Source organism: Rhizobium sp. RHZ02 (genome assembly GCF_014851575.1).
Classification (GTDB): domain Bacteria; phylum Pseudomonadota; class Alphaproteobacteria; order Rhizobiales; family Rhizobiaceae; genus Rhizobium; species Rhizobium altiplani.
On sequence record NZ_JACUZX010000019.1, the window covers coordinates 15,486 to 39,286 of the forward strand.

The following is a 23,801-nucleotide window of genomic DNA, read 5'->3' on the forward strand; positions in this document are numbered from 1 at the left end:
CCGCTTGTTGATGACTGCTGGACTATGCCGCTTCCAACGCCTGCGCAATGTCCGCAACGATGTCTTCCCAGTGCTCGAGGCCGATCGAGAGGCGCACGTAACCGGGGGTGACGCCGGTTGCGAGTTGCTCCTCGGCTGTCAGCTGTGAATGCGTTGTTGTGGATGGGTGGATTGCCAGAGAGCGCGCGTCGCCGATGTTGGCAACGTGGTAAAGCAGTTGAAGGTTGTCGATAAAGCTGCGACCAGCTTCGCGCCCGTCCCTCAACTCGAAGCCGACGAGCGCGCCATAGTAGCCGTTGCGAAGATATTTCTCCGCCCGCTCGCCGGCGGCCCCGGTCTGGAATTTCGGAAAGATGACCCGTGAGACCTTTGGGTGGTTCTTCAGGAATTCAGCGACTTTGACGGCATTCTCGTTGTGCTGCCGCAGCCGCAGCGGCAGGGTTTCGAGGCCTTGAATAAATTGGAAGGCGTTCTGAGGGCTGATGGCCGCGCCGATGTCGCGCAACAGCACGGCGCGCACGCGCAGGATATACGGATGGAAATCGATCGCTGCCGCCTTTTCGATCCAGGTCTTGCCGTGATAGCTCGGATCAGGCTCGTGCAGCGTCGGGAAGCGATTGGCGAGATCCTTCCAAGGGAAGGTACCGCCATCGACGATGGCGCCCCCGATCGAGGTGCCGTGGCCGCCAATGTATTTCGTCGTGGAATAGACGACGATTGCAGCGCCATGCTCCAATGGCCGGATGACGAGGGGAGCGGCGGTATTGTCGACGATCAGGGGGATGCCAAAGCGGCGGCCGACCTCGGCGACTTCGGCAATCGGGAAGACCTCGAGCTTCGGATTTGGCAGGGATTCGGCGTAGTAGGCTCGCGTTCTGTCATCGGTCGCGCGTGCGAATGCCTCGGGATCGGCGGCGTCGACGAAACGCGTTTCGATGCCAAAGCTCTTCAGCGTCGCGGCAAAAAGCGCCCAGGTGCCACCGTACAGGCCGGCGGCGCTGACGATATTGTCGCCGGCGCGGGCAAGGTTGAGAATGGCAAAAGCAGAGGCGGCCTGTCCCGAGGCAAGCGCAAGTGCAGCCGCTCCGCTTTCGAGTTCGGCCAAGCGCTGCTCGAAGGCGTCCTGTGTCGGATTGGAGACGCGGGTATAGAGGTGACCGGCGGCCTCCAACGCGAAAAGCTTGTCGGCGCCTTCCGTACCGGGAAGCTGGAACGACGTGGTCTGATAGATCGGCACGGCGACCGCGCCAGAGACGGGGTCGAAGCGGAAGCTGCCGCCGTGGAGCGCGATCGTCTCGGGATGGCGTCGCAACGAGCGGGGACCGGAGGTGCCGGAAGACTGCGCGGGTGTTTCCGGAACCGGTGACGGCGGATTGTGGATCGTCATGCTGATTGCCTTTCTCTCACGTTGCGATTGGACAAAGCCTCGCGCTGGCAGGCTACAACGCACCTGCCGCGGACCATTTCGGTGGAGCGACAGCGGCTGGATCAGGCGGGGGTCTTTTCCTGCGCCTGTTCTTCCAGCAGGTCGGAATGGTGCTCGCGCGCCACGTCCGGATGGGAACGCAGACGAGATTTCAGCACGTTGCGGCCGACCGCGCGGAACAGTGGGTTGAGCGGGTCCTGCGTGACGCCGCGCACTTCCGAGGCCAGTTCCGGCGGGAGGTTGAGAACCGGGATGGAGGCGGCGAGATTGGCGCCAAGAAAGAAGGGGATGGAAAGACGATCCCCGCCGGCCGCCGGTGTCACCACGCGATGGATGTTGGCCTTCAGGTAACCGTTGGACGCCAGTTCAAGGAGTTCGCCGATGTTGATCACGAACGTGCCGCGGACCGGCGGTGCGTCGATCCAGCCGCCTTCACCGTCATCGACCTGCAAGCCGCCGACAACATCCTGCAGGAGAATGGTGACGAAGCCGCCATCCTTGTGGGCGCCGACGCCCTGGTCGCTCTCGGTCTGGTCGCGGCCTGGATAGCGGACGATCTTCAGAAGCTGGTTGGGGCCGTTGCTGTAGATCGGCGCGAAGACGTCCGGCTTCTGGCCCAGCGCCTCGGAAAAGGCCTGCAACACCTTGAGGCCGACGGCGGTAACGTCCTCGATCCATTTGAGCACGGCTGGACGCAACTCGGGCAGAACAGAGGGGAACTGGTTGGGGCCGATCAGCCGCTTCCAGGGAGCATCGCCCGCCGTCAGGTCGAGCTTTTCTCGCTCAGGCCCGAAATCCACCTGTTCGCGCCAGTCCTGAGCGCCGCGCGTGTATTCCAGGCCGGCACGGTTATAGCCCCGGAAATGTGGGGACCTGCGCATTTCGATCTCGAGCTTGTCTTTCTCCGGCAGGGAAAAGAAGCGGCGCGCAAGAGTGGTCAACTCGTCGATCTCCTCCTGAGGGATGCCGTGACCCGCGAGATAGAAGAAACCGACCGTGCGACTGACGTCGCGCAGTTCCGCAAGCGCCTGGGTGCGCTCGCGGTGGTCCGGCGCGAAGCGGTTGAGATCGAGGATGGGAAGGGTTTTGGGCGCTGCCATGATGGTCTTGATCCTTATTGCGGTTTGTCGCTCAAGCGAAACGGCGGCTCGAGCGCAGGATGAGGCTGGCGCTCAGCGACGCCACGCCGGCCCAGAAGACGGAAGAGGAATAGGTCTTGATGTCGAGCCAGTGGTTCGACTTGCAGAGTGACTGTGCGAGCAGGCAAAGGTCGCTGGAGCGACCGATGCAGGTGGCGGCCTGGCGATAGCTGATGTAGTCGTTGGCAACGACCTGACGGAAGACCAGCCACCACCAGGCAAGTCCGACCGCAAGCGCGGCAAAACCGGCGATGGCGAGCGCATTGGCAAGGCGCGGATTAGACGTCATGGGACACTCCGAGCTTTTCAAGAAGCCCCTGGCGAAGTGCTACGAGAGCGTTATCGTCCCGCCGGCGCGGATGCGGCTTGTCGACGGTGATGTCGGCGATGATGCTTGCGGGCCGGTCGCCGAAGACGATAACGCGGTCGGCGAGCAGCAGCGCTTCCTCCACATCGTGGGTGACGAGCAGCGCGGTGAAGCCGGAGCGCTGCCACAGCTGCAGCAGTTCCTTCTGCATCTTTAATCGTGTCAGCGAATCGAGCTTTCCGAAGGGTTCGTCGAGGAGCAGCAGCTTTGGGTCGTTTATGAGCGCACGGGCGATTGCCACGCGTTGGGCCATGCCCCCGGAAAGCTGGTGCGGATAAGCGTCGCCGAAGGCGTCCAGCTTCACGAGTTTCAAGATGTCGTCGACGCGATGCTCCTGATCTTTCAGAATGCCGCGGGCATCGAGCCCGGTCGCGACATTTTTCCAGACGGTCAGCCAGGGGAACAGCGTCGCATCCTGAAAAACGAGGATACGGGAGGGGTCCGGTCGCGTGATCGCTCTACCGTCTTCCAGCACCGCGCCGCGGGTCGGCGCTTCCAGCCCGGCGGCCAACCTCAGCAGTGTGGACTTGCCGCAGCCGGAGGGACCTAGAAGGGCTACGAACTCGCCTGGCTCGATGGTGATCGAGATGTTGGAAAGGACGGCCAACCGGCTCTTTCCAAAATCGAACTCGTGACTGACATCGTCGATGTCAAGGCGCAGGCTCTGAGCCGGCGCGACACTTCGTGCAAGCGCATTCATCAGATGATCCCTTTCTGCCAGCCAAGCAGGCGCTCGCGAACGATGAAGAGCAACTTCACCAGTCCAGCGCAGATCAGCGCCATGATGATCAGAGCGGCATAGACATTGGCATAGGCCGAATAGGCCGTGTTGAACTGCAGGTACCAGCCGAGCCCATATTTGGCGCCGAGCATTTCGGCGACGACCAGCACCGCAAAGGAATAGTACAGCCCCATGAACAGACCGACGAAGACGTTGGGCAGCGACGCTGGAACGGCCACCTTGAAGATCAGGTAACGATTGCTTGCGCCGAGGGTGCGCGCCACGTCGTAGAAGGATTTGTTAACTTGCCCTACGCCGGCCGCCGTCAGGATCGCGACCGGGATGCCGGAGGCGAGTGCCACGAGGAAGATCGAGGCATGGAACGTCGAGGGAAAGATGAAGAAGGTGCAGGGGATCCAGGCGCTCGCCGGCACAGGGCCGATCAGCTTCAGGATCGGCATGCCCCAATAGGCGAAGCGCTTGGACCAGCCGAGGGCAACACCAGCGACGAAGCCAGCGAGAATGCCGGAGGAAAAACCGAGGATCCACAGGCGGCCCGTATAAGCGATGCAGATCAGGAGCCTGTCCCAATCGGTCAGGTAGACGTGCAGCAGGCCCTGCGGCGGCGAGAAGAAAGGCTTCGGCAGCCAGCCGAGCTTGGCCGTCGTCAGTTCCCAAACGGCGAGCCAGATGCCGATGGCGACGAACCAGGGGCCGTAGTGGACGAGCGTGCGGAGCTTGTCCGCCAGGCGCGGCACGGCGAAGGCAAGGGCGAGGAAGACTGCCCCGCCGATCGCGGTCAGGAGCGCGAAAGCCTCAGTATCGCCCCAGACAACCACATCCGGCAGGAAATGGCTGATCGCCGCCGCAAGGAACCAGGTCGCAGCGGCAAGGAAGCCGTCCCTCCAGACATGGTCCTGGAGGGACGAGAGGCGCCCGCTAATCAGCGGCGCGCCGTCTTGTGCGATATCGGCCATGGCTTCGGCCTCACGCGAAGATATCGAGCGTGACGCGGTGGGCGATTTCCTCTGGATCTGTCGCCGCGTCGATGACGCCGGTCTGCTTCAAGTTTTCATAGCCGATCCGCACCTCGTCGATGAGATCCTTGCCGAACCAGTTCTTGTGATAGGTGAGGCCGGCAAGGACTTCTGTCAGATCCTCCAGTGGCAGTCCTGGCTTCAGCGTGTCGAAATACCATTTCGCCACTTCGTCGGGATGTTCGGCCGTGTACTGGTGGATTTCGAGGTTGGCGGCGGCTACGCGGCGGATGACGTCCTTGTTGGCATCGTAATAGTCGCCGTTCACGCCGAGCACGCAGCAGACGCGATCCTGGAAGACGCCGGTTTGGGTATCGTAGATCTTCAGGAAATCGTGCTGCTTCTCATAGGAGTAGGCCCAGGGATCCATATGGGCGACGGCGTCGGCCTCGCCCCGCTCGACACCTTCGGCAACGAGATCAAAGGGGAAGACCTTCCAGGTCACGTCATGCTCGGGGTCGATCCCGGCCTTGGCGAGCGCCACCGAGAACGCCACGCGCGAGGGCGAGCCGACGTCGAAGGTACCAATCGTCTTGCCCTTGAGATCTGCGAGCGACTTGATGCCGGAATCCTTCTTGACGAGAAGACGCTGGCAGCCGCCGTGTGATCCGTGGAAGAGCTTGACGTTGAAGCCCTGCTCGATCGGCTTCAGCCAATCGTAGAGCAGACCGGGGCCTGCTTCGGCTTTATGGGTGGCGAGCGACTGGATCAACGTCTGGCCGGAAGCCCCCTGGTAGAAGAGCTCGACGTCGAGACCGTTTTTCTCATAGATTCCCTTTGCCAGGCCAAAACCGACGGGCGAATGGCAGGCCGCCACTTCCGTCCACTCCAGCTTCACCTTGGCAAGATTGCCGGCAATCGCGTAGCCGGTATTGCCGGCGAAGGCGCCGATGGAGGCGGCGGCACCGGCAGCACCGGCGGCCTTGAGGAAATTGCGGCGTGAAAAAACCGTGTCGGAAGCGATATGGCTCATGGCGGGACCCCCTTGATCTGGAGACCCCATGCTAGTCGCTGTTGTTATAGTCTACAGATTTTATAGACTAAAATTGTATGGCCGTTGAAAATTCTTTTCCAAAGATTCAACCGGCCAGGCGGACGATGTCGCCACGGTCGCGATAGGCCGCCCCGGGGTGGGGGGCTGCCAGTCGCGGCCCCTTGCCCAGCAGTTTCTCGCGCAGCGTTCCCTGGCGGTAGTCGGTCTTGTAGACGCCACGCTTCTGCAATTCCGGCACCAACAGGTCGACGGCATCCTCGAAGCTTTCCGGGGTGACGGCATAGGCAAGATTGAAGCCGTCGACATCGGTATCCTCGATCCACTCCTGCATGAGGTCGGCGACCGTCTGCGGCGACCCGACAAAGACGGGCCCGAAGCCTCCGACCCCAACCCAATCGGCCATTTCGCGCACCGTCCATTCCTTATCCGGATCGATGGTCGTGAAGGTCTCCACGGCTGATTGCACGGCGTTGGTATAGCGGTGCCGTAGCACCTCGTCGGGCTTGAACTGGCCGAAATCGATCCCCGTCCAGCCGGAGATAAGTGTGAGCGCCCCTTCATAAGAGACGTAGTTGCGGTATTCGTCGAACTTCTTCTTCGCCTCGGCATCCGTTTCGCCGAGTACGACCGTCTGGAGGTTGAAAGCGAGGATCTCACGCGGATTTCTGCCCCGCCGTTCCGCCGCTTCGCGCACATTGGCGACATAGCGCTTCAACACCGCCTTCGAGGGTGCTGCCACGAAAATGCATTCGGCATGAGCGCCGGCGAATTCCTTGCCGCGGCTGGATGCGCCAGCCTGATAAAGCACTGGGGTGCGCTGCGGTGATGGTTCCGACAGATGGATGCCGGGCACGGTGAAATGCTTGCCTGAATGACGGATGGGGTGAACCTTTTCAGGGTGGGTGAAGATGCCGCTTTCGCGGTCGCGCACGACGGCTCCGTCCTCCCAGCTTCCCTCCCAAAGCTTGTAGCAGACCTCCAGATATTCATCGGCGAGATCGTAGCGGTCGTCGTGATGAACCTGGTCTTTCTGGCCTATATTGAGCGCCCCACTGTTGAGGTAGGAGGTAACGATGTTCCAGCCGACGCGACCCTTGGTCAGATGATCGAGCGTCGAAATTCGCCGCGCGAAGGTATAGGGATGCTCGAATGAGAGTGAAGCGGTCAGCCCGAAGCCGAGATGTTCGGTCGCGTAAGCCATGGTGGGAATGATCTGCAGTGGATCGTTTACTGGCACCTGAGCGGAATGGCGAAGTGCGGCATCGACATTACCGTTCAGCACGTCGTAGACGCCAAGCACGTCGGCGATGAACAGTCCGTCGAAGCGACCGCGCTCCAGCGTTTTTGCCAGATGCACCCAGTAGTCGAGGTCTTTGTAGGTCCAGGATTTGTCGCGCGGATGTCGCCAAAGGCCGGGCGACTGATGGCCGACACAATTCATGTCGAAGGCGTTCAGTCTGATTTCTCGGGTCATGGAAAGCTCCTGGGTCGTTCTGGAAGGATGGCGCCGTCAGCCGCCATATTCGATGATCTCAAGCCCGGCATTGTAGTCGGTCGCATAGATGAGGCCGGCGGCGTCGACGAAGACGTCTGCTGACTGGATGACGCTTGGCCGGCCGGGGCGACGATCGGTCATCTGTGCCGGCCCCGCAGGCACCAGCGCGCCGGTCTCTACCGGGCGGTAGGGATCGGAAATGTCGAAAGCGCGGATCCCGGCGTTCTGCCAGGTGGCGAAGATCAGTGTCTCGGAAACAAAGGACCCGGGCCGGTTTTCATGCAGGTTGTGTGGGCCAAAGTGGCCACCCTTACGCGGGTAGTCGGCGTCTTCAGGAACCGGGAAGGAAGAGATGCTGATCGGGTTGGAAGGCTCGCGGATATCGAAGATCCACGTGTTCTTGCGTCCGTCCTCCTCATGATCGAGCACAGCCTCGTCGGCAACGACGAGCAGATCGCGGCCAGGCAGCGGCAGGGCGGAGTGGGTCCCGCCACCGAAAGGGGGTGACCAGTTCCGATGGGAAATCAGCTTCGGTGCAGCGTGATCGCTGATGTCGAGAAGCGTCAATCCGCCGTCGCGCCAGCAGGCATAGGCTGTGTTGCCGGCGACAAGCGAGTGATGCAGCGCGTAACGCTTGCCTTCGGGCGCCGTCGGGGTTTCGCCGGCTCCGGCATTCATACCCGGAAGCCACCAGCGGCCAACGATGTCGGGCCGCGTCGGATCGGCCATGTCGATGGTAACGAAGATATAGTCGGTATAGCCATCGAGAAGCGCCGAGGCGTAGGCGTATCGTCCGCCGACATACCAGAGGCGGTGGAAACCGATGCCATCCACATCGAGTTGTCCGATGCGGCGCGGCCTGTCCGGGCGGGATATATCGTAGACGGTCATGCCAGCCCTCCAGGCCCGCTTCGTCTTGCGGGCGGCAACCGTCTCGCCGATCGAGCGGGTATAGTAGGTCTTCTCGTCCCTGAAGGTTTCGACGTCGGCGAAAAGGTCGAGAGCATCAATGACCAGCAGAAGATCGTCATGCGTCTGCAGATGGATGTTCCAGGTGTTCGGCGGGGCGGGAATGTAGGTCACTTCACCCGGCCGGACAGGATCGCGCACATCGACAATGGAAAAGCCCTGAGACCAGGGATGGCCGATATAGGCGAAGCCGCGATGCACCATCAGCTGCAGGCCGTCGCCGCGGCCGCCAATATCCGAATGGCCAATCAGCTTCATGTTGTGGGCATGATCGGGACGGGGGAGGTCGCGGGAAGGGAGCATTCGGTCTCGCTACGATGGTCACTAAACAGTGTTTACGGTCAATGCGATAATGCCGTCGCCTGCTGGATCTTCTCCAGACAAGGCATTCCCGGCTGTGCCGACCGCCGGAACAATAAATCTCACCGGCACGGCAAAATCGGATCATTTAATCTATAAAATTTATAGATATTATATTTAATGAACCGGTGTCCAAGTTTCCAAAACCGGAGCCTCTTTGATGACCCAATCCAACGTCGTTCACGTGGCGAGCCGCGGCGTCGGCCGCGAAGCCCTTTTTGCGCGCGCCGAGCAGCTCTCGGCGGAGCTTGCGGCCCGCGGCGCGGAGCTCGATCGCGAGGGGCGGCCGCCGCTAGCCGAGATCGTCAAGCTGAAGAATGCGGGACTGTTGAACGCGCTGCACGCGCCTGAGATCGGGGGAGGCGGGCTCGACTGGGTGGACGGGCTCAGGCTGGTTCGCGTCCTGGCGCGCGGCGAAAGCTCGATCGGCCAGTTGCTCGGCTATCACTTCGTCAACAGCCAATACATCTACTGGGCGATCGAGGACGCGGCGCGGGTCCATGCGTTAGGATCAGCGACGGTGGCCAAGGACTATTACTGGGGCGCCGCCGTCAATCCGCGCGATCCCGGCCTGGTGCTAACCCGCCGCGGCAACGGCTATGTGTTGAACGGGCGCAAATCCTTCTCGACGGCCGCACGCATCTCCGACTACATCAACGCCAACGCGCTTCTCGACGGCAAAATCGCCAATTTTGCCGTACCGACCGACCGGCCTGGCTATGTGGCCAACGATGACTGGAACAATATCGGCCAGCGACTTTCCGACAGCGGCAGCGTCGAGTTCCATGATTTTCCTGTCTATGAGGAGGATTTCCTAGACGCGCCGGTCGAGATCAACGCTGTGCCGCCCGCGCTTCCAACCTTCAATACGCCGCTCATCCAACTCGTCTTCGTGAACTTCTATTTGGGTACCGCCGACGGTGCGCTCAGGGCAGCGGCCGACTACGTGCGCAACACCACGCGTCCCTGGATTAGCTCCGGCGTGGAGCGGGCAGCAGACGATCCCTATATCCTCGAGCGCATCGGCGAGTTCAGCTCCGCCCTAAAGGCCTCGATCGCACTGGCCGATTCGGCAGCACTCACGGTGCAGACGGCGCTTTCGCGTGGCCGAGCGGTGACGGCACGCGAGCGCGGCGAAGCGGCGGCCGAAGCCTACGCCGCGAAGGTCAATGCCACGCACGTATCGCTGGACATTACCGCACGCGTCTTCGAGCTCACCGGCGCGCGCTCGACGGTAGAATCCTATCGCTTCGACCGGTTTTGGCGCAACGTCCGCACCCACACGCTGCACGATCCGGTGTACTACAAGGCCAAGGAAGTAGGCGATTTCATCCTGAACGACAGGATCCCGACGGTTAGCCTTTACAGCTGACACAAGGCGGGGCGGCCCCGAAGAAATGATCCCCGTTCGCTAGGGCGAACGGGGATCTTACTTTTCAGAGAGCGCCGTTCTTCGGCGGGATCGTCCCGTTGAGGTGATAGTTGCCGACCACATGATATTTCCAGCGCACCGGGTCGTGCAGCGTGTGGGTGCGGGCGTTGCGCCAATGGCGATCCAGATTAAGACCGATACGGGTGGATGAGCTGCCGGCCAATTCGAAAAGTGTATTGGCTGCGTCGAGCGCGATTTCGGTAGTGAGGACCTTGGCAGCGGCGACCGAAAGCGTTGCGGCCACGACGTTCTCTTCCGTCGGATCGATTTGCGCGATGTCGACCTTAAGGCCGGCGTTCTTGACCGTCGCCGTCGCCGCTTCCAGCCGAATTGCGATCTCGCCGAGTTTGGCGACGGTCAGCGGATCATCGGAAGCGCGCTCGACGCCGCTGTTCATCCAGGGGCGCGACTTTGTTCGAACGAAATCGACTGTTTCGGCAAAGGCAGCCCGCGCGATACCGAGATCGATGCCGGCATGAATGATCTGGCCAACCGAACCGATGGTGGTCGGACGCTCGAAGCCTTTATGATGGAAAATGACGGCATCGGCCGCGACATAAACATTGTCGAGCACGGTGGTGCCGCTGCCTGTCGTGCGTTGGCCAAAACCGTCCCAGTCGTCGATGATCTCGATACCGTCCGTTCCGCGCGGCACAAAGGACATGGTGAGCTTGTCTTCGGCATCCAAGGCGAAAATGGCAATCCAATCGGCGAAGATCACCCCGGTCGAATAGAATTTTCGGCCATCGATGCGGTAGCCGAATCCATCGCGGACGATCCGGGTGTTGTAGTGACCAACCGTCTTGGTTCCGCGTTCCGAAAGCGCGTTGCCGAACCGGTCGCCAACGAGTGCCCGACCGAAGAAATAGCGCTTCTGTTCTTCACTTCCGTCGGTACGCAGCGCCTCGAGAATGTAAAAGTGGTTTTGCGGGATCTGCCCGATGGAGCCGTCAGCTTCGGACAGAATGGCGGTAATCTCGGCCAGCACCGCATTCGACACGTCGATGCCGCCGTACTCAGTGGGAACCGTAATTGCGAGCAATCCGGATTGGGAGAGCGCATCCAGCTCGGTATGCGGTAGCAACCGATTGGTGTCCCGCTCTGCAGCACCGGCGGCGAATTCCTTTGCGAGCGCTCGCGCGGTCGAGAGTGCTTCCTCCTCACTGGTCAGGCGGGTTGCCGTGGGCCCGATGCGATAAGCCGGTTTGAAGGCTGCTGCTTCCATTTTCTTCTCCCAGATTGCTGGCCTATTGGTGAAAGAAGTCGACAAAGAAGGTAAGTGATCAAATTCTACGGAATTGATGTATTACGAAATGTCTTTGCGTCGGCTGTACGCCGCGACCGTCTCGGGCCCCGGGTGACATTGCCGAGCTTGTGGCCAGGGATATCCCGGTCCTTCGGGATCGAAACGTGATGTGGTTTGAACCAGGAGGGTGTCGTGTTGTCTGCGACCGCGATGGTGTCTTGCGGCGCCACGCTTTCGTTGCCTGGATTCTTGCATAGAATCGCTCTCCTGCTACTTGCCGCCTCGCCGCAGCCTTGCCTCCAGCCAAAGGCTGTAACGCGAAGCCGCGAAGCTGATTGCAAAATAAAGAGTCCCCGCGAAGAAGAACGCTTCAGAATAGAAACCCAGCCAATTGGGATCCGCCGCGGAGATCTTGGCAGTGTTGAGGAGGTCGGATATGCCGATGACGGCAAGGAGCGAGGTATTGAGCAGGATGCCGACCGACAGGTTGACGATTGCGGGGATGACCGCCCTCAGGGCCTGCGGCAGGATGACGAGCTGCGCCGTGCGCCAGTAGCCAAGGCCGAGCGAAAGGGCTGCTTCTGTTTGCCCGGCCGGGATCGATTGCAGCCCGGCCCTGATGATCTCCGCGAGATAGGCTGAGACGAACAGCGTAATGCCGATCTGCGCCCGCGCAAGCTTGTCCAGCAGCGTCTCTGCCGGCAAGGCCATAGGTACAATCAACATTGCGACGTAGAGGACCGCGATCAGCGGTACGCCTCGCAGGCATTCGATGAAAATTACCGACAGTGCGCGCAGGATGCCCATTGAGGAGCGTCGCGCGAGTGCAAGCACCAGTGCCAGCGGAAAGGCGCTCGCAAGCCCGACCAGCGAGACGAGGATGGTGATCGGCAAACCGCCCCACTGGTTGGGGGGGACTACGGGCCGAACAGCGATACCCGACATCAATAGCCAGGCGAGAAGAAGCGTCAGCAGCCAGAGCGGCACGAGCTTCACGCTCCAGAAACGCGGGCTGGCGGAGAGCGATAGCATGGCACCGATGCCAAGTAGGACAAGCGCGGGGCGCCATTGCAGCTCAGGCGGGTAGAAGCCGAAGAGGATAAAGCGAAGTTTTGCGCCGATGAAGGCCCAGCAGGCGCCGGCACTCTCAGCGGCGCAGGTCTGAGCTGATCCTGTCCATACAGCATTCTCGAAAGCCCAGCGCCAGATCGGCGAAAACAGCCAGAGAAGGATTGCACCAAAGAGGAGTGTGATTGCCGTATTGGCCTTGCTGTCTATGAGACCGGCGGTAAGCCGGCGAGGGACGAGCCGCCGGGGTGCGGTGATCTGCAATTCGCTCATTTGCGGCGGGTGTCCTTCAGCACGATGCGGCGATTGTAGAGATTCATCGCCAGCGAGACGGCGAGGTTCAGCGTGAGATAGGCCAGGGCGATGATCGCAATCGCTTCCAGCGATTGGCCGGTGGTATTCGCGGTCGTATTGGCGACACTGACGAGATCGGGGAAGCCAATAGCCACGGCCAGGCTCGAGTTTTTCGTGAGGTCGAGATAGCTGGAGGTCATCAGAGGCGTGATCACGCGTAGCGCTTGTGGCAACACGATCAGGCGCATGATGTGGCCGGGCCCAAGCCCTAACGCGCGCGCCGCCTCCCACTGTCCGTTTCCGACAGACTGGATGCCACTGCGTACAATTTCGGCGATAGTCGCAGCCGAATTGAAGACCAAGCCTGTCAAGAGACCGGCGAATTCCGGTGTCAACGACAGGCCGCCGCGAATGTTGAAACCGCCTTTCGCGGGCAGCTCGGCGGAGATGGAAACGTCCGCCAGCCACAGAAAGGCGATCGTGGCGGCAAGGGCACCGCCGGCGACCCGGCTTGCATAGTAGTGCTGGCCGAAAAATAGCCGGCGCGCGAGAAAGGTCGTCGCGCCGCCTACGGCGACTGCAAGGGGCAGCCAGATGAGCATTGAGGGGCCTTCCAGGGTAAGGCGCGGAACGAAGATGCCGCGATTGGTGAGGAAGACGTTGCCTGAGAATTGGATCGCCTGGCGCGGCGCCGGCAGGCTGTGAAAGAGGGAACTCCACACGAAGAGCTGGAGGAGGAGCGGCGTGTTGCGGAAGATCTCCACATAGGCCCGCACGACATTTGAAAGAAGCAAGTTGCGCGACAGGCGGGCGATGCCAAGGAGAACGCCGAGAATGGTGGCGAAGAGACATCCGAAGGCGGAGACGGCGACGGTATTGACGAGGCCCGCCAGCAGTGCGCGGCCGTAGGTGTCGGCGGAGGAATAGGAAATCAGGCTCTCGCCGATCTCGAAATTGGCCCGCTGGCCGAGAAAGACAAAACCGGGGCGCAGGCCCAGTCGCTGCATGGTGGCGACGATGTTGTCGCCGAAATACCAGAAGACCGCGACGATGAAGAGGAGCACGGCGATCTGTTGAGCCGGTGATGGACCGATCCAGCGGCGGATGGTGCCCAAGCCGGGCTTCGAAAAACCCGGCCCGAGTTGATGATGCGAACTCGCTTGCGACAGCACGGCGATGCTCAACGGAAGGGCGGCGAATAGATCAGGCCGCCCTTCGTCCACAGCTGGTTATAGCCGCGGTCGAAATTGAGCGTCGTGCCCTTGCCGACGTTGCGTTCGAAGATTTCGCCGTAGTTACCGACGGCCTTGATAATGTGATAGGCGAATTTCGGGTCCAGACCGATCGCCTCTCCAAGCGATGGATCGACACCGAGGAAGCGCTTGATCGTCGGATCGTCGCTGGTCAGGAAGCTATCGACATTGTCTTTGGTGATGCCCAGTTCTTCGGCCTGAACGGTTGCAAAGACCGTCCAGTTGACGATTTCCAGCCACTGGTCGTCACCGCCGCGGACGGCCGGTGCGAGCGGCTCCTTCGACAGGCGCTCGGGCAGGAGAACGTAGTCATCAGGGCTCTTGAGCTGGGTTCGCTTGGCAGCGAGGTCAGTCGAATCCTGAGTTAGAGCATCGACGCGGCCGGTATCCAGCGCCTTTGTGAATTCGCTTGTCTCCTCGATTGTTACCGGCGTGAATTTCTTGCCGGTTTTGCGGAAGAAATCGGCGATGTTGAGTTCGCCAGTGGTGCCGCTCTGGACGCCGATGGTGGCGCCGTCGAGGTCCTCGCCCTTGGCTACGCCGAGATCCTTGCGCACCAGCAGCCCCTGGCCGTCGTAGAAGACGACCGGGCCGAAATGGAAACCAAGTTTGAAGGCGCGGGTAATGGTCTCGGTGACACCGGAGAGAAGGATGTCAAACTCGCCGGACTGCAATGCCGGCAGGCGCTGCTGCGGCGAGGAGTTGGTGAACTCGACTTTGTCCGGATCGTCGAAGACGGTCACGGCGAGCGCCCGGCCAAAATCCACGAAGAATCCTTGCCAGCGGCCATTGCTGTCGGGCGTGAAGAAGCCAGGCGTCGTGCCGACGCCGACTTTGATGACACCGCGTTCCTTGATCTTATCGAGTGTCGGACCAGCGTGCGCTGCCATCGGCAACATCGCCGCGGCGATGAGTGCTGCGGCAGCGGCGCCCTTGAGGTGCCGCCGCATAAGGGAAATTGCGTTCATAATATTCTCTCCTGGAAGTTTCGTCCCCATGCAGGCGCGTCGAGCTTGGGAGGATCGAAAGCGCCTGCCACGAAGAAGCTAATTAAATAAAATCTATAAAATAGATAGATTATTGCGTTTTGTCGGCAGTTGCTGGAACATAATGCTTTATTTCGAGACTGACCTGATTGGCGAATGCCGGTCGGCGGCCTTGTTCCGGTCCTCCGAATGTACCACTCTGCCTTAAGCTTCGGCGGGGACATCCGTTTAGACCCAGGAGATGAGCGTGAGCACAAGCGTAGCCAACACCCAAGTGAGCAACGTGCGGTCGAAGGCTTCTCCATCATTGCGATCAGCTATTATTTGATCGGCATACTGAAAGTCGTCTTTGAGTCTTGCGAACACGCAGGCCTACACGTCAGTCCATTGGTAACGGCTAGTCAATTGCCTGAGTAGGCGACGGCAGCCGGCAAATGCAGTTCGAATGAGAAGGTAGGGCGGTATTTCCTTGGTTCGGAGCTGCACGATATGGGTATCGTGCAAATGCGAACGTGACCACCCGGTCGACGTGCCACCTTGGGGGAGAGAATCATGACGGCCTACGACGAACTTCGCAAAGCGCCTTTCAACCTCGATGAGCCTGCGATCCTTTGGGTTCGTGACGTTTATGCCTCGCTCGACGTCGACGATAAGATCGGACAACTCTTCATCTTGATCATGATCGGGACCGATGAGGAGGAGTTCAAACGCATTGCTTCGCTAAAACCTGGCGGCGTAACCCGCTTCTTTACGCCCGATCTTGACTTCGAGCGGCGGGTCATTTCCGACCTCGTGTCAAGGAGCAAAGTTCCCCCTATCATCAGCGCTGACCTCGAAGGCAGCCGACATTCATTTGCATTTGGCACCCCGGTGCTCGGCCAACTTGGGCTTGCCGCTGTTGACGATGTCGAGGCAACAGAGAGAAGTTCGGAAATCCTGGCACGCGAAGGGCGCGCAATGGGTGTTCGGTGGTCGTTCACGCCAGTTATTGACATTAATGCCGCCTTCCGATCACCGATCGTCGGTACCCGTTCTTATGGCTCCGATGTCGACAAGATCGAGCGTCATGCGGTTGCCCATGTTCGTAGTCTCCAACGAAATGGTGTGGCTGCCACCGCGAAGCATTGGCCTGGCGAGGGATACGACGACCGCGATCAGCACCTTGTTACCACGACAAATCCGCTTTCGGTGGAGGCGTGGAAGGGAACCTTCGGTCGCCTCTACACAACCCTGATCAACGAAGGCGTGCTGGCTGTAATGAGCGGGCATATTTCGTTTCCGGCCTATGTCCGATCGAAAGTGCCGGATGCCGATCTTGAAGCCTTCCGACCGGCCTCGGTTTCCCGGTTGTTGAACGTTGACCTCCTGCGGAACGAACTCGGCTTCAATGGCCTCATCGTCTCCGACGCGACACCCATGGGAGGTCTTTCAGCTTGGGGCCACCACACAGAGACAATGCCCGACATCATTGCCAATGGCTGTGATATGATCCTCTTCAGCGATGCGCCTGAGAAGGATATGGCTGCGGTCAAGGCCGCCGTTGAAGACGGCCGAATTACCTCTGAGCGGCTCGAGGCAGCCGTACTGCGCGTGCTGGCGCTCAAGGCGCATCTCAGGCTTTTTCAGCCGTCGGATGTTCTACCTGAGGCCACCGAAGCGCGCCGCGTGCTTGCGCATCCGGACAACGTGGCCGCATCGAGGGAGTTCATCGGACGATCGCCGACGCTTGTGAAGGACGTCCAAGGCATCTTTCCGCTCGACCCGGCCAAGACGAAGCGCGTGTTGCTGGTCGACGGAGGTATCATCCATCCGCTTATCCCGCAGCCTCTGAAATTTGTGCTTCCCGAGCTTTTGGAGAAGGAGGGTTTCGAAGTCACGATTGACCGACCCGACATTGTGCCATCACCTGATGATTTCGATCTCGTGGTCTATGCGCTGGGCGATGAGTCGCTGCTCGTTCGGGGCAGGATATTTGTCGACTGGCATCGCATGGGGGGTGGGGGACTCTTCAAGGCGATGTATCGGCCTTGGACGAATATTCCGTCAATAATGATCTCCTTCGGGCATCCATATCATCTCTACGATGCGCCACGGGTACCGGCCTACATCAACGCATATTCCACAATGGACAGCGTCCAGGAAGCCGTCGTTGACTGCATGCTTGGTCGCAAGCCCTTCGTGGGCGTGAACCCTGTGGATCCATTCTGCGGCCTTGAGGACGCGCACTTTTGAGCCTGCGCCGGACGCTCAATAAACACATGCTATCGGCACAACGATTGCAGTGGCAGGGATCGCGTTCCGATCAAAGTGCTCTTGTGGCGGCGACTTCCGGATCGGGCGTGGTATTGCCTGGAATAGAGAAGATCCGACCGCTGGCTGTGACGATATCGTCGACATCGCACGGTCGCTGGCCAGGGCAGGGCGGTAAGGAGCGAAGTTTCCGCAAGAAACCGCTCGCGCAAATGAGACATGCCGGATAGCTTAAAGCGGCCCGCAAGTCGCGGTTCTGCATGACATCACACCTGAATAAAGTGTTGAAATCACCGATGATCATTGAGATCGGCGGCCTGGTCCAGCGCTCGGATTTCTGAGCTCGCACGCCACCTTACTATACCGCCAAGGTATGAAAACAAACCAAATCGGTGTTGGACGCAGATTGGATGGCCGGACAAACTGTCCCCATGAAAACGTCATCGACCCATCTCGCACTGTCCGCCAGCCTTCACCCTCTTGTCGAGCGGGTTGAAACAATACTGGTCGATTTGCCGACCATACGGCCGCACAAGCTATCAGTGACCACCCTGAACGGCCAGACGCTGATGCTGGTCAAAGTTCACTGCAGCGACGGCGTCGTCGGTATAGGTGAAGGAACGACGATCGGAGGTCTCGCCTACGGGGGCGAGAGCCCCGAAGGTATGAAGCTGGCGATCGATACCTATTTTGCTCCGGTGATGGTCGGACAGGACGCAACTCGCATCCGCGCTCTGATGACCCGCGTCGGCAAGATGGTGAAGGATAATCGCTTCGCCAAGAATGCCATCGAGACGGCGCTGCTCGATGCGCATGGAAAGCGTATCGGCCAGCCGGTGAGTGAACTCCTGGGCGGCCGGCTGCGGGACCGTCTGCCGGTCGCGTGGACGCTCGCATCCGGCGACACCGCGCGGGACATTGCCGAAGCCGAAAAGATGCTTGATCTCAAGCGCCACAAGATCTTCAAGCTCAAGATAGGCGCAAAGAGCCTCTCCGCCGATATTGCTCATGTATCTGCTATCAAGCGCGCCCTTGGTGACCGCGGGGCGGTCCGTGTCGACGTCAACATGGCGTGGAGTGAAACGGAAGCAGTCTACGCCATGGCCGCATTGGCCGCCGCAGGATGCGAACTGGTCGAACAGCCGGTGGCATCGTCGCAGGCGCTGTCGCGCTTAATGCATCGCTTCCAGGTGGCTTTGATGGCCGATGAATCCTTGAAAGGTCCCGAATCCGCATTTGAGTTGGCGAAAATCCACGGCGCGGATGTATTCGCGGTGAAGATTGCGCAGAGCGGCGGGCTCTTCAACGCACAGAGAGTTGCGTCGATCGCCGATGCTGCCGGCATCGAACTCTATGGTGGAACGATGCTCGAGGGTGCCTTCGGCACCATCGCATCGGCACATGCCTTTTCTACGTTCGAGAAGCTGCAATGGGGAACCGAGCTCTTCGGTCCGTTGCTCCTGACGGAGGAGATCCTGATCCGCCCCCTTGATTACAGCGACTTTGAGCTGACGGTTCCGGATGGACCGGGATTGGGCATCGAGCTTGACGAGGAGCGTGTAGCGTTCTTTGCCCGTGACGGGCTTCGCAAGACAATCAGCATCGTGGGCTGAGTGGAGGTATCCAATGCTTTTTCACGTCCGTATGCACGTAAACCTCCCCCATGATCTTCCCGCTACCGAGGCCGAAGCGATCATAGCCAGAGAGAAGGCTTACTCGCAGGAACTGCAGCGCATTGGAAAATGGCGGCATATCTGGCGCATCGCCGGCGAATACGCGAACTACAGCGTCTTCGACGTAAAAGACAACGCAGAGCTTCACGAGGTCCTGTCGGGGCTTCCGCTCTTCAAGTTCATGAAGATCGAAGTCTCGCCGCTCCTTCGACATCCATCATCCATACGCGAAGACGATAGCTGATCGCTTCGCTGGCGGCGTCTCAGGAGGAGACGGCGCTCAAAGTTCACATCACCCAAGTGGAGGAAAAGACATGAGTGTAAAGATCTTCGACAAGCCGGAAGTCCAGGACTTCCTGACCAAGGTTGCCGGTCTCGACAAGCCGGACGGCAATCCACGGGTCAAGCAGATCGTTCACCGATTGCTGTCCGACATCTACAAGGCGATCGACGACCTCGACATCACGCCGGACGAATACTGGACAGGGATTGCCTGGCTGAACGAGATCGGTGCGGCCGGACAGGCAGGCCTGATTTCGCCCGGCCTCGGCATCGATCATTTTTTGGATGAGCGGCTCGACGCGATCGACGAAGCATTGGGGATCAAGAACGAGACCCCTCGCACCATCGAAGGCCCACTCTACGTCGCCGGCGCTCCTGTCGCACATGGCTTTGCCCGTCTTGACGATGGCACGGACACCAATGGCCATACGCTCATCATGCACGGCACTGTCTACGGCGACGACGGAAAGCCGCTGCCGGATGCCACCGTCGAAGTCTGGCACTGCGATACCCGCGGCTTCTACTCCCACTTCGACCCGACAGGCAAACAGGCGCCCTTCAACATGCGGCGCACGATCGTCACCGACGATAAGGGCTGTTACAAGTTCCAGAGCATCGTTCCGAAGGGATATGGCGTTCCTCCGGGCAGCCCGACCGAGCAGGCGCTCTGCGCTCTTGGTCGCCATGGCCAGCGCCCGGCTCACATCCACTTGTTCATCAGCGGCGACGGTCATCGCAAGCTGACCACCCAGATCAACATCGCCGGCGATCCGCTTGTCAACGACGACTTCGCCTACGCCACCCGAGACGGGCTCGTTCCCGAGATCGTCGAGCATACCGACGAGGTCAGCATCAAGGCCAATAGTCTTTCCGGCCCCTTCGCCGAGATCAAGTTCGATATTCATCTGACCGCGCTGGTGGATGGCGTCGACAACCAGATCAACGAACTGCGCAAGCGCGCCGCGGCCTAAGAGCCACGCGGCGGCCCCGGCCGCCGCTTCCCGTCCCAAAACCGAAATTGTCGCTACGGCGGACCTTGAAGGGCGTCGCAGCGGGAGGAGAAGCCATGTCCACGATTATCGAGAAGGCACGAGATCTCGACCAACTGCTGGCAACCGCAGTTGAAGACGACAAGGAAGCTGGCGTGTTCCGTTGCCGCCGCGACATCTTCACCAATGCCGACCTGTTCGAACTGGAGATGAAGTACATCTTCGAGAGCAACTGGGTCTATCTCGCACATGAGAGCCAGGTTCCTGATAACAACGACTACTACACGACCTATATCGGTCGCCAACCGGTCGTCATCACCCGCGACAAGGCCGGCGAACTGCATGCCGTGATCAATGCCTGCGCGCACCGAGGCGCGATGCTGTGCCGGCGCAAGCATGGAAACAAGGGCAGCTTTACCTGTCCGTTCCATGGCTGGACGTTCTCGAACTCAGGCAAGCTCCTGAAGGTAAAGGACGAAAAATCCAGCCAGTATCCAGCTCAATTCGCCAAGGACGGCTCGCACGACCTGAAGCGCGTGGCCCGCTTCGAGAGCTACCGAGGCTTTCTGTTCGGCAGCCTGAACGCCGATGTCGCCGAGCTTGAGGACTATCTCGGCGAGACCAAAATCATCATCGACCAGATCGTCGATCAGGCCCCCAACGGTCTTGAGGTCCTGCGTGGCAACTCGTCCTACATTTACGACGGAAACTGGAAGCTGCAGATGGAGAATGGCTGCGACGGATACCACGTCAGCTCCGTTCATTGGAACTACTCCGCCACCATGGGTCGCCGCACGGAAGAAGGTACCAAGGCGGTCGACGCCAACGGGTGGAGCAAGTCTGTAGCCGGCGTCTATGGCTTCGAAAACGGGCACATCCTTCTGTGGACAAACACGATGAACCCCGAGGTGCGGCCAGTCTTCAGCGGTCGCGACGAGATTGTCGCACACGTTGGAAAGGAGAAGGCTGACTTCATCGTCAACCAGACACGCAATCTCTGCCTTTACCCCAACGTGTTCCTGATGGACCAGTTCAGCACGCAGATCCGCGTGACCCGTCCTATCAGCGTCGACAAGACCGAGATCAGCATCTTCTGCTTTGCGCCGAGAGGCGAAAGCGAAGCCGACCGGACGCTGCGGATCCGCCAGTACGAGGACTTTTTCAACGTGTCCGGAATGGGCACGGCCGACGATCTTGAGGAATTTCGCGCGTGCCAGGCCGGCTATGCCGGCATCTCTGCGCTCTGGAATGACCTGTCGAGAGGCGCACCGCTTTGGATCGATGGCCCGGATGAGAATGCGAAGCGGATGGGCATCGAGCCGTTGCTTTCTGGAGAACGCAGTGAAGATGAAGGCCTGTTCGTTCGCCAGCACGAATACTGGGCCAAGGTCATGCGTGACGCCCTCTCGATGGAAAAGAGCGGAGGTGCGGCATGACCATTTCGTTTCCGGAAATCACCACGTCTTCGTACCAGGACATCTGTGCCTTCCTCTATCGTGAGGCAAGGCTGCTGGATGATCGGCAGTGGGATGAATGGCTGACCTGTTACACACCCGACGTGACCTACTGGATGCCGGCATGGGATGACGACGACCAGATCACCGACGATCCGCAGACCCAGATATCGCTGATCTACTATCCGAGCCGGGATGGTCTGGAAGATCGCGTCTTCCGGATCAAGACGGAGCGCTCCGGCGCTTCGACCCCGGAACCGCGCACCAGCCACAATATCACGAACGTCGAGATCCTAAAGGACCGTGGTGAGGAGGTCGATGTTCGCTACAACTTCCACACGCTGAACCATCGCTACAAGGTCACCGACCAGTTTTTCGGAACCATGTTCGTCACCCTTCGAAGGGCCGGCGGCGGGCTGCTGATCTCGGACAAGAAGATCGTGCTGAAGAACGACTACATCCGCCAGGTCATCGACATCTATCACATCTGAGGGCCGGCTCGTGCAACCGCGGCCCGGAGGAGGAGCCATGTGCTATAAGATCGCATTGAATTTTGAGGACGGCGTTACCCGTTTCATCGGATGCAACAGCGGCGAGAAGGTCCTCGACGCTGCCTATCGCGCCAAGATCAACCTGCCGATGGATTGTTCCGACGGCGTGTGCGGCACCTGCAAGTGCCGGGCTGAAAGCGGCAGCTACGACCTCGGTGACGATTATATCGAGGACGCCCTGACCGCGGACGAGGCGGAGAGCGGTTTGGTGCTCACCTGCCAGATGAGAGCGACATCGGATTGCGTTCTTTCAGTGCCGACGACCTCGCTCGCCTGCAAGACCGGCCATCAGAAGTTTGCGGCGACCGTTACTGCCGTGACTCCACACCAAGATGCTGCGATTGTCATTGAACTGGAAGTGGATACGGCATCCTCGCCGGCCTTCCTGCCCGGCCAGTACGTCAATATCGACGTTCCCGGCTATGGTCAGAGCCGCTCCTACTCCTTCTCTTCGGCGCCGGGCGACCAGCGTCTCGCCTTTCTCATAAAGCGGATTCCCGATGGTGCGATGAGCGGCTGGCTCGCCGGGGCAAAGCCTGGCGACAAACTTGACCTGATTGGTCCGCTGGGAAGTTTCTATCTGCGTGAAGTGAAGCGCCCGCTGCTGTTTCTGGCCGGCGGCACCGGGCTTGCTCCCTTCCTCTCGATGCTTGAAACGCTCGCCCGCGCTGAATCTGACCAGGCGATCCACATGATCTACGGCGTGACGCGCGATCTCGATCTCGTTCTCGTCGATGAGATCGAGGCTTATGCCGCCCGCCTGCCGAACTTCAACTTCACGACCGTCGTGGCCGAGAATGCCTCCAGCCACCCGCGCAAGGGCTGGGTAACGCAACACATGCCGGAAGAGGTTCTTCATGGCGGTGATGTCGACGTCTATCTTTGCGGCCCTCCGCCCATGGTCGATGCGGTGCGCAGGCACTTCGACGACAATGGTGTGAGCCCCAACAGCTTCTACTATGAGAAGTTTACGCCGAATGCGGTCGCGAAAGAGGCGGCATGACGATGACCGGCTATCGGGAACGCTTTGCTGGCAAGGTGATCGTCGTGACGGGGGCAGCGCAGGGCATTGGCCGCGCCGTGGCGCTGCGCGCTGCCGATGAGGCGCTCGCGTAGTTCTGGTGGATCGTGCTGAGCTTGCGAGGGACGTGGCCCGCGAGGCGGGCGCCAATGCGGCCTCGTTTCTCGCTGATCTCGAGACCTACGACGGCGCGTTGGAAGCCATGCGCTTCGCCGCGGAAACCTTCGGCGGAATCGACATATTGATCAACAATGTCGGCGGTGCGATCCGAATGCGTCCCTTCGAGGCATTCGAGCCGGTGCAGATTGATGCGGAAATACGTCGATCCCTGATGCCGACACTCTACGGATGCCACGCCGTCATTCCACATCTGCTTGCGCGTGGCGGCGGCACCATCGTCAACGTGTCTTCGAACGCGACGCGAGGCATTCACCGCGTGCCCTATTCGGCGGCGAAAGGTGGGGTCAATGCTGTCACCCAGTCGCTTGCAATGGAATTGGCCGAACGGAACATCCGTGTCGTGGCGACAGCGCCGGGCGGCACTGAGGCCCCTGCAAGGTCTATCCCTCGGAACGCCGAAGGCGACACCAAGGAGGAAAAGGCCTGGATGGGCGAGGTCGTCGCGCAGGTAAAGCAATCGAGCTTCATGAAACGCTACGGCAGCATCGCCGAGCAGGCTGCGCCAATCCTGTTTCTGGCCTCCGACGAGGCCTCATACATCACTGGAAGCATACTGCCGGTCGCGGGAGGTGATCTCGGCTGACCACTTGTTCTTGAAAAATGCGTAGCAACTC

At 60.1% G+C, this 23,801-nt stretch carries 21 protein-coding genes and 1 pseudogene; 10 read left to right on the top strand and 12 right to left on the bottom strand.

Going from position 1 to position 23,801, the window contains the following annotated elements:
- Window positions 1-22 precede the first annotated feature (22 nt).
- The 8 genes from IB244_RS22340 to IB244_RS22375 all read right to left on the bottom strand — a co-directional run bounded on the left by IB244_RS22340 (window position 23) and on the right by IB244_RS22375 (window position 8,451).
- Window positions 23-1,387: an O-acetylhomoserine aminocarboxypropyltransferase/cysteine synthase family protein gene (locus IB244_RS22340; protein ID WP_192305598.1), complete on the bottom strand. Its 1,365-nt coding sequence runs from the start codon at window positions 1,385-1,387 to the stop codon at window positions 23-25.
- 101 nt (window positions 1,388-1,488) lie between these two features.
- Window positions 1,489-2,526, bottom strand: a complete 1,038-nt coding sequence (locus tag IB244_RS22345; RefSeq protein ID WP_192305600.1) for an isopenicillin N synthase family dioxygenase — start codon at window positions 2,524-2,526, stop codon at window positions 1,489-1,491.
- 31 nt (window positions 2,527-2,557) lie between these two features.
- Window positions 2,558-2,854 (bottom strand): hypothetical protein, encoded by a 297-nt coding sequence (locus IB244_RS22350; RefSeq protein ID WP_192305602.1) that lies wholly within the window; start codon window positions 2,852-2,854, stop codon window positions 2,558-2,560.
- Window positions 2,844-3,632: an ABC transporter ATP-binding protein gene (locus tag IB244_RS22355; protein ID WP_192305604.1), complete on the bottom strand. Its 789-nt coding sequence runs from the start codon at window positions 3,630-3,632 to the stop codon at window positions 2,844-2,846. The genes IB244_RS22350 and IB244_RS22355 overlap by 11 nt, the downstream gene beginning before the upstream one ends.
- Entirely contained in the window at window positions 3,632-4,630 is a 999-nt protein-coding gene (locus tag IB244_RS22360) for an ABC transporter permease (RefSeq protein WP_192305606.1), read from the bottom strand. The genes IB244_RS22355 and IB244_RS22360 overlap by 1 nt, the downstream gene beginning before the upstream one ends.
- A 10-nt stretch (window positions 4,631-4,640) precedes the next feature.
- Window positions 4,641-5,663 (bottom strand): ABC transporter substrate-binding protein, encoded by a 1,023-nt coding sequence (locus IB244_RS22365; RefSeq protein WP_192305608.1) that lies wholly within the window; start codon window positions 5,661-5,663, stop codon window positions 4,641-4,643.
- 106 nt (window positions 5,664-5,769) lie between these two features.
- Window positions 5,770-7,158: an LLM class flavin-dependent oxidoreductase gene (locus IB244_RS22370; protein ID WP_192305610.1), complete on the bottom strand. Its 1,389-nt coding sequence runs from the start codon at window positions 7,156-7,158 to the stop codon at window positions 5,770-5,772.
- Window positions 7,159-7,194: 36 nt separating this feature from the next.
- A complete protein-coding gene (locus IB244_RS22375; RefSeq protein ID WP_192305612.1) occupies window positions 7,195-8,451 on the bottom strand; it encodes an LVIVD repeat-containing protein in 1,257 nt (418 codons plus the stop codon).
- 217 nt (window positions 8,452-8,668) lie between these two features.
- Between IB244_RS22375 and IB244_RS22380 the strand changes: the two genes are divergently transcribed.
- Window positions 8,669-9,880 (top strand): acyl-CoA dehydrogenase family protein, encoded by a 1,212-nt coding sequence (locus IB244_RS22380; protein WP_192305614.1) that lies wholly within the window; start codon window positions 8,669-8,671, stop codon window positions 9,878-9,880.
- Window positions 9,881-9,944: 64 nt separating this feature from the next.
- Here IB244_RS22380 and IB244_RS22385 read toward each other — a convergent pair whose 3' ends face one another.
- The 4 genes from IB244_RS22385 to IB244_RS22400 all read right to left on the bottom strand — a co-directional run bounded on the left by IB244_RS22385 (window position 9,945) and on the right by IB244_RS22400 (window position 14,769).
- The gene (locus IB244_RS22385) at window positions 9,945-11,165 is read right to left on the bottom strand and encodes an SfnB family sulfur acquisition oxidoreductase (protein ID WP_192305616.1); all 1,221 of its coding nucleotides are present in this window, start codon (window positions 11,163-11,165) and stop codon (window positions 9,945-9,947) included.
- A 291-nt stretch (window positions 11,166-11,456) separates the two neighbouring features.
- Complete coding sequence (locus tag IB244_RS22390; protein WP_192305618.1) at window positions 11,457-12,527, bottom strand: amino acid ABC transporter permease; 1,071 nt, start codon at window positions 12,525-12,527, stop codon at window positions 11,457-11,459.
- Window positions 12,524-13,663: an amino acid ABC transporter permease gene (locus tag IB244_RS22395; RefSeq protein ID WP_246734595.1), complete on the bottom strand. Its 1,140-nt coding sequence runs from the start codon at window positions 13,661-13,663 to the stop codon at window positions 12,524-12,526. The genes IB244_RS22390 and IB244_RS22395 overlap by 4 nt, the downstream gene beginning before the upstream one ends.
- Window positions 13,664-13,728: 65 nt before the next feature.
- Window positions 13,729-14,769, bottom strand: coding sequence for an amino acid ABC transporter substrate-binding protein (locus IB244_RS22400; RefSeq protein WP_192305622.1), 1,041 nt, complete (start codon window positions 14,767-14,769; stop codon window positions 13,729-13,731).
- A gap of 207 nt (window positions 14,770-14,976) precedes the next feature.
- Between IB244_RS22400 and IB244_RS33185 the strand changes: the two genes are divergently transcribed.
- From IB244_RS33185 to benD, 9 genes and pseudogenes are all read left to right on the top strand, one after another.
- Window positions 14,977-15,204 carry a DUF3422 family protein gene (locus IB244_RS33185; protein WP_409564080.1) on the top strand — a complete coding sequence of 76 codons (228 nt, stop codon included), beginning with the start codon at window positions 14,977-14,979 and terminating at the stop codon, window positions 15,202-15,204.
- Between the two features lie 135 nt (window positions 15,205-15,339).
- Entirely contained in the window at window positions 15,340-17,019 is a 1,680-nt protein-coding gene (locus IB244_RS22410) for a glycoside hydrolase family 3 protein (protein ID WP_192305625.1), read from the top strand.
- A 449-nt stretch (window positions 17,020-17,468) separates the two neighbouring features.
- The gene (locus IB244_RS22415; RefSeq protein ID WP_169681635.1) at window positions 17,469-18,650 is read left to right on the top strand and encodes a muconate/chloromuconate family cycloisomerase; all 1,182 of its coding nucleotides are present in this window, start codon (window positions 17,469-17,471) and stop codon (window positions 18,648-18,650) included.
- A gap of 13 nt (window positions 18,651-18,663) precedes the next feature.
- Window positions 18,664-18,954, top strand: a complete 291-nt coding sequence (gene catC / locus IB244_RS22420; RefSeq protein ID WP_169681633.1) for a muconolactone Delta-isomerase — start codon at window positions 18,664-18,666, stop codon at window positions 18,952-18,954.
- A gap of 70 nt (window positions 18,955-19,024) precedes the next feature.
- On the top strand, window positions 19,025-19,963 hold the full coding sequence (catA, locus tag IB244_RS22425) for a catechol 1,2-dioxygenase (protein WP_169681631.1): 939 nt from the start codon (window positions 19,025-19,027) through the stop codon (window positions 19,961-19,963).
- 95 nt (window positions 19,964-20,058) lie between these two features.
- Complete coding sequence (locus tag IB244_RS22430) at window positions 20,059-21,417, top strand: Rieske 2Fe-2S domain-containing protein (protein WP_169681629.1); 1,359 nt, start codon at window positions 20,059-20,061, stop codon at window positions 21,415-21,417.
- Window positions 21,414-21,926 carry a benzoate 1,2-dioxygenase small subunit gene (gene benB, locus IB244_RS22435; RefSeq protein WP_169681627.1) on the top strand — a complete coding sequence of 171 codons (513 nt, stop codon included), beginning with the start codon at window positions 21,414-21,416 and terminating at the stop codon, window positions 21,924-21,926. The genes IB244_RS22430 and benB overlap by 4 nt, the downstream gene beginning before the upstream one ends.
- Before the next feature lie 37 nt (window positions 21,927-21,963).
- Complete coding sequence (benC, locus tag IB244_RS22440) at window positions 21,964-22,989, top strand: benzoate 1,2-dioxygenase electron transfer component BenC (protein ID WP_169681625.1); 1,026 nt, start codon at window positions 21,964-21,966, stop codon at window positions 22,987-22,989.
- Window positions 22,986-23,770, top strand: a pseudogene (benD, locus tag IB244_RS22445) (benzoate diol dehydrogenase BenD). Before benC ends, benD begins: the two are co-directional and overlap by 4 nt.
- Window positions 23,771-23,801 lie beyond the last annotated feature (31 nt).

What these genes read in the sequence shown, in the direction of transcription:
- IB244_RS22340 (WP_192305598.1), bottom strand. Translation starts at nt 1,387, where the DNA reads ATGACGATCCACAATCCGCCGTCACCGGTTCCGGAAACACCCGCGCAG.
- IB244_RS22345 (WP_192305600.1), bottom strand. Translation starts at nt 2,526, where the DNA reads ATGGCAGCGCCCAAAACCCTTCCCATCCTCGATCTCAACCGCTTCGCG.
- IB244_RS22350 (WP_192305602.1), bottom strand. Translation starts at nt 2,854, where the DNA reads ATGACGTCTAATCCGCGCCTTGCCAATGCGCTCGCCATCGCCGGTTTT.
- IB244_RS22355 (WP_192305604.1), bottom strand. Translation starts at nt 3,632, where the DNA reads ATGAATGCGCTTGCACGAAGTGTCGCGCCGGCTCAGAGCCTGCGCCTT.
- IB244_RS22360 (WP_192305606.1), bottom strand. Translation starts at nt 4,630, where the DNA reads ATGGCCGATATCGCACAAGACGGCGCGCCGCTGATTAGCGGGCGCCTC.
- IB244_RS22365 (WP_192305608.1), bottom strand. Translation starts at nt 5,663, where the DNA reads ATGAGCCATATCGCTTCCGACACGGTTTTTTCACGCCGCAATTTCCTC.
- IB244_RS22370 (WP_192305610.1), bottom strand. Translation starts at nt 7,158, where the DNA reads ATGACCCGAGAAATCAGACTGAACGCCTTCGACATGAATTGTGTCGGC.
- IB244_RS22375 (WP_192305612.1), bottom strand. Translation starts at nt 8,451, where the DNA reads ATGCTCCCTTCCCGCGACCTCCCCCGTCCCGATCATGCCCACAACATG.
- IB244_RS22380 (WP_192305614.1), top strand. Translation starts at nt 8,669, where the DNA reads ATGACCCAATCCAACGTCGTTCACGTGGCGAGCCGCGGCGTCGGCCGC.
- IB244_RS22385 (WP_192305616.1), bottom strand. Translation starts at nt 11,165, where the DNA reads ATGGAAGCAGCAGCCTTCAAACCGGCTTATCGCATCGGGCCCACGGCA.
- IB244_RS22390 (WP_192305618.1), bottom strand. Translation starts at nt 12,527, where the DNA reads ATGAGCGAATTGCAGATCACCGCACCCCGGCGGCTCGTCCCTCGCCGG.
- IB244_RS22400 (WP_192305622.1), bottom strand. Translation starts at nt 14,769, where the DNA reads ATGAACGCAATTTCCCTTATGCGGCGGCACCTCAAGGGCGCCGCTGCC.
- IB244_RS33185 (WP_409564080.1), top strand. Translation starts at nt 14,977, where the DNA reads ATGTACCACTCTGCCTTAAGCTTCGGCGGGGACATCCGTTTAGACCCA.
- IB244_RS22410 (WP_192305625.1), top strand. Translation starts at nt 15,340, where the DNA reads ATGACGGCCTACGACGAACTTCGCAAAGCGCCTTTCAACCTCGATGAG.
- IB244_RS22415 (WP_169681635.1), top strand. Translation starts at nt 17,469, where the DNA reads ATGAAAACGTCATCGACCCATCTCGCACTGTCCGCCAGCCTTCACCCT.
- catC (WP_169681633.1), top strand. Translation starts at nt 18,664, where the DNA reads ATGCTTTTTCACGTCCGTATGCACGTAAACCTCCCCCATGATCTTCCC.
- catA (WP_169681631.1), top strand. Translation starts at nt 19,025, where the DNA reads ATGAGTGTAAAGATCTTCGACAAGCCGGAAGTCCAGGACTTCCTGACC.
- IB244_RS22430 (WP_169681629.1), top strand. Translation starts at nt 20,059, where the DNA reads ATGTCCACGATTATCGAGAAGGCACGAGATCTCGACCAACTGCTGGCA.
- benB (WP_169681627.1), top strand. Translation starts at nt 21,414, where the DNA reads ATGACCATTTCGTTTCCGGAAATCACCACGTCTTCGTACCAGGACATC.
- benC (WP_169681625.1), top strand. Translation starts at nt 21,964, where the DNA reads ATGTGCTATAAGATCGCATTGAATTTTGAGGACGGCGTTACCCGTTTC.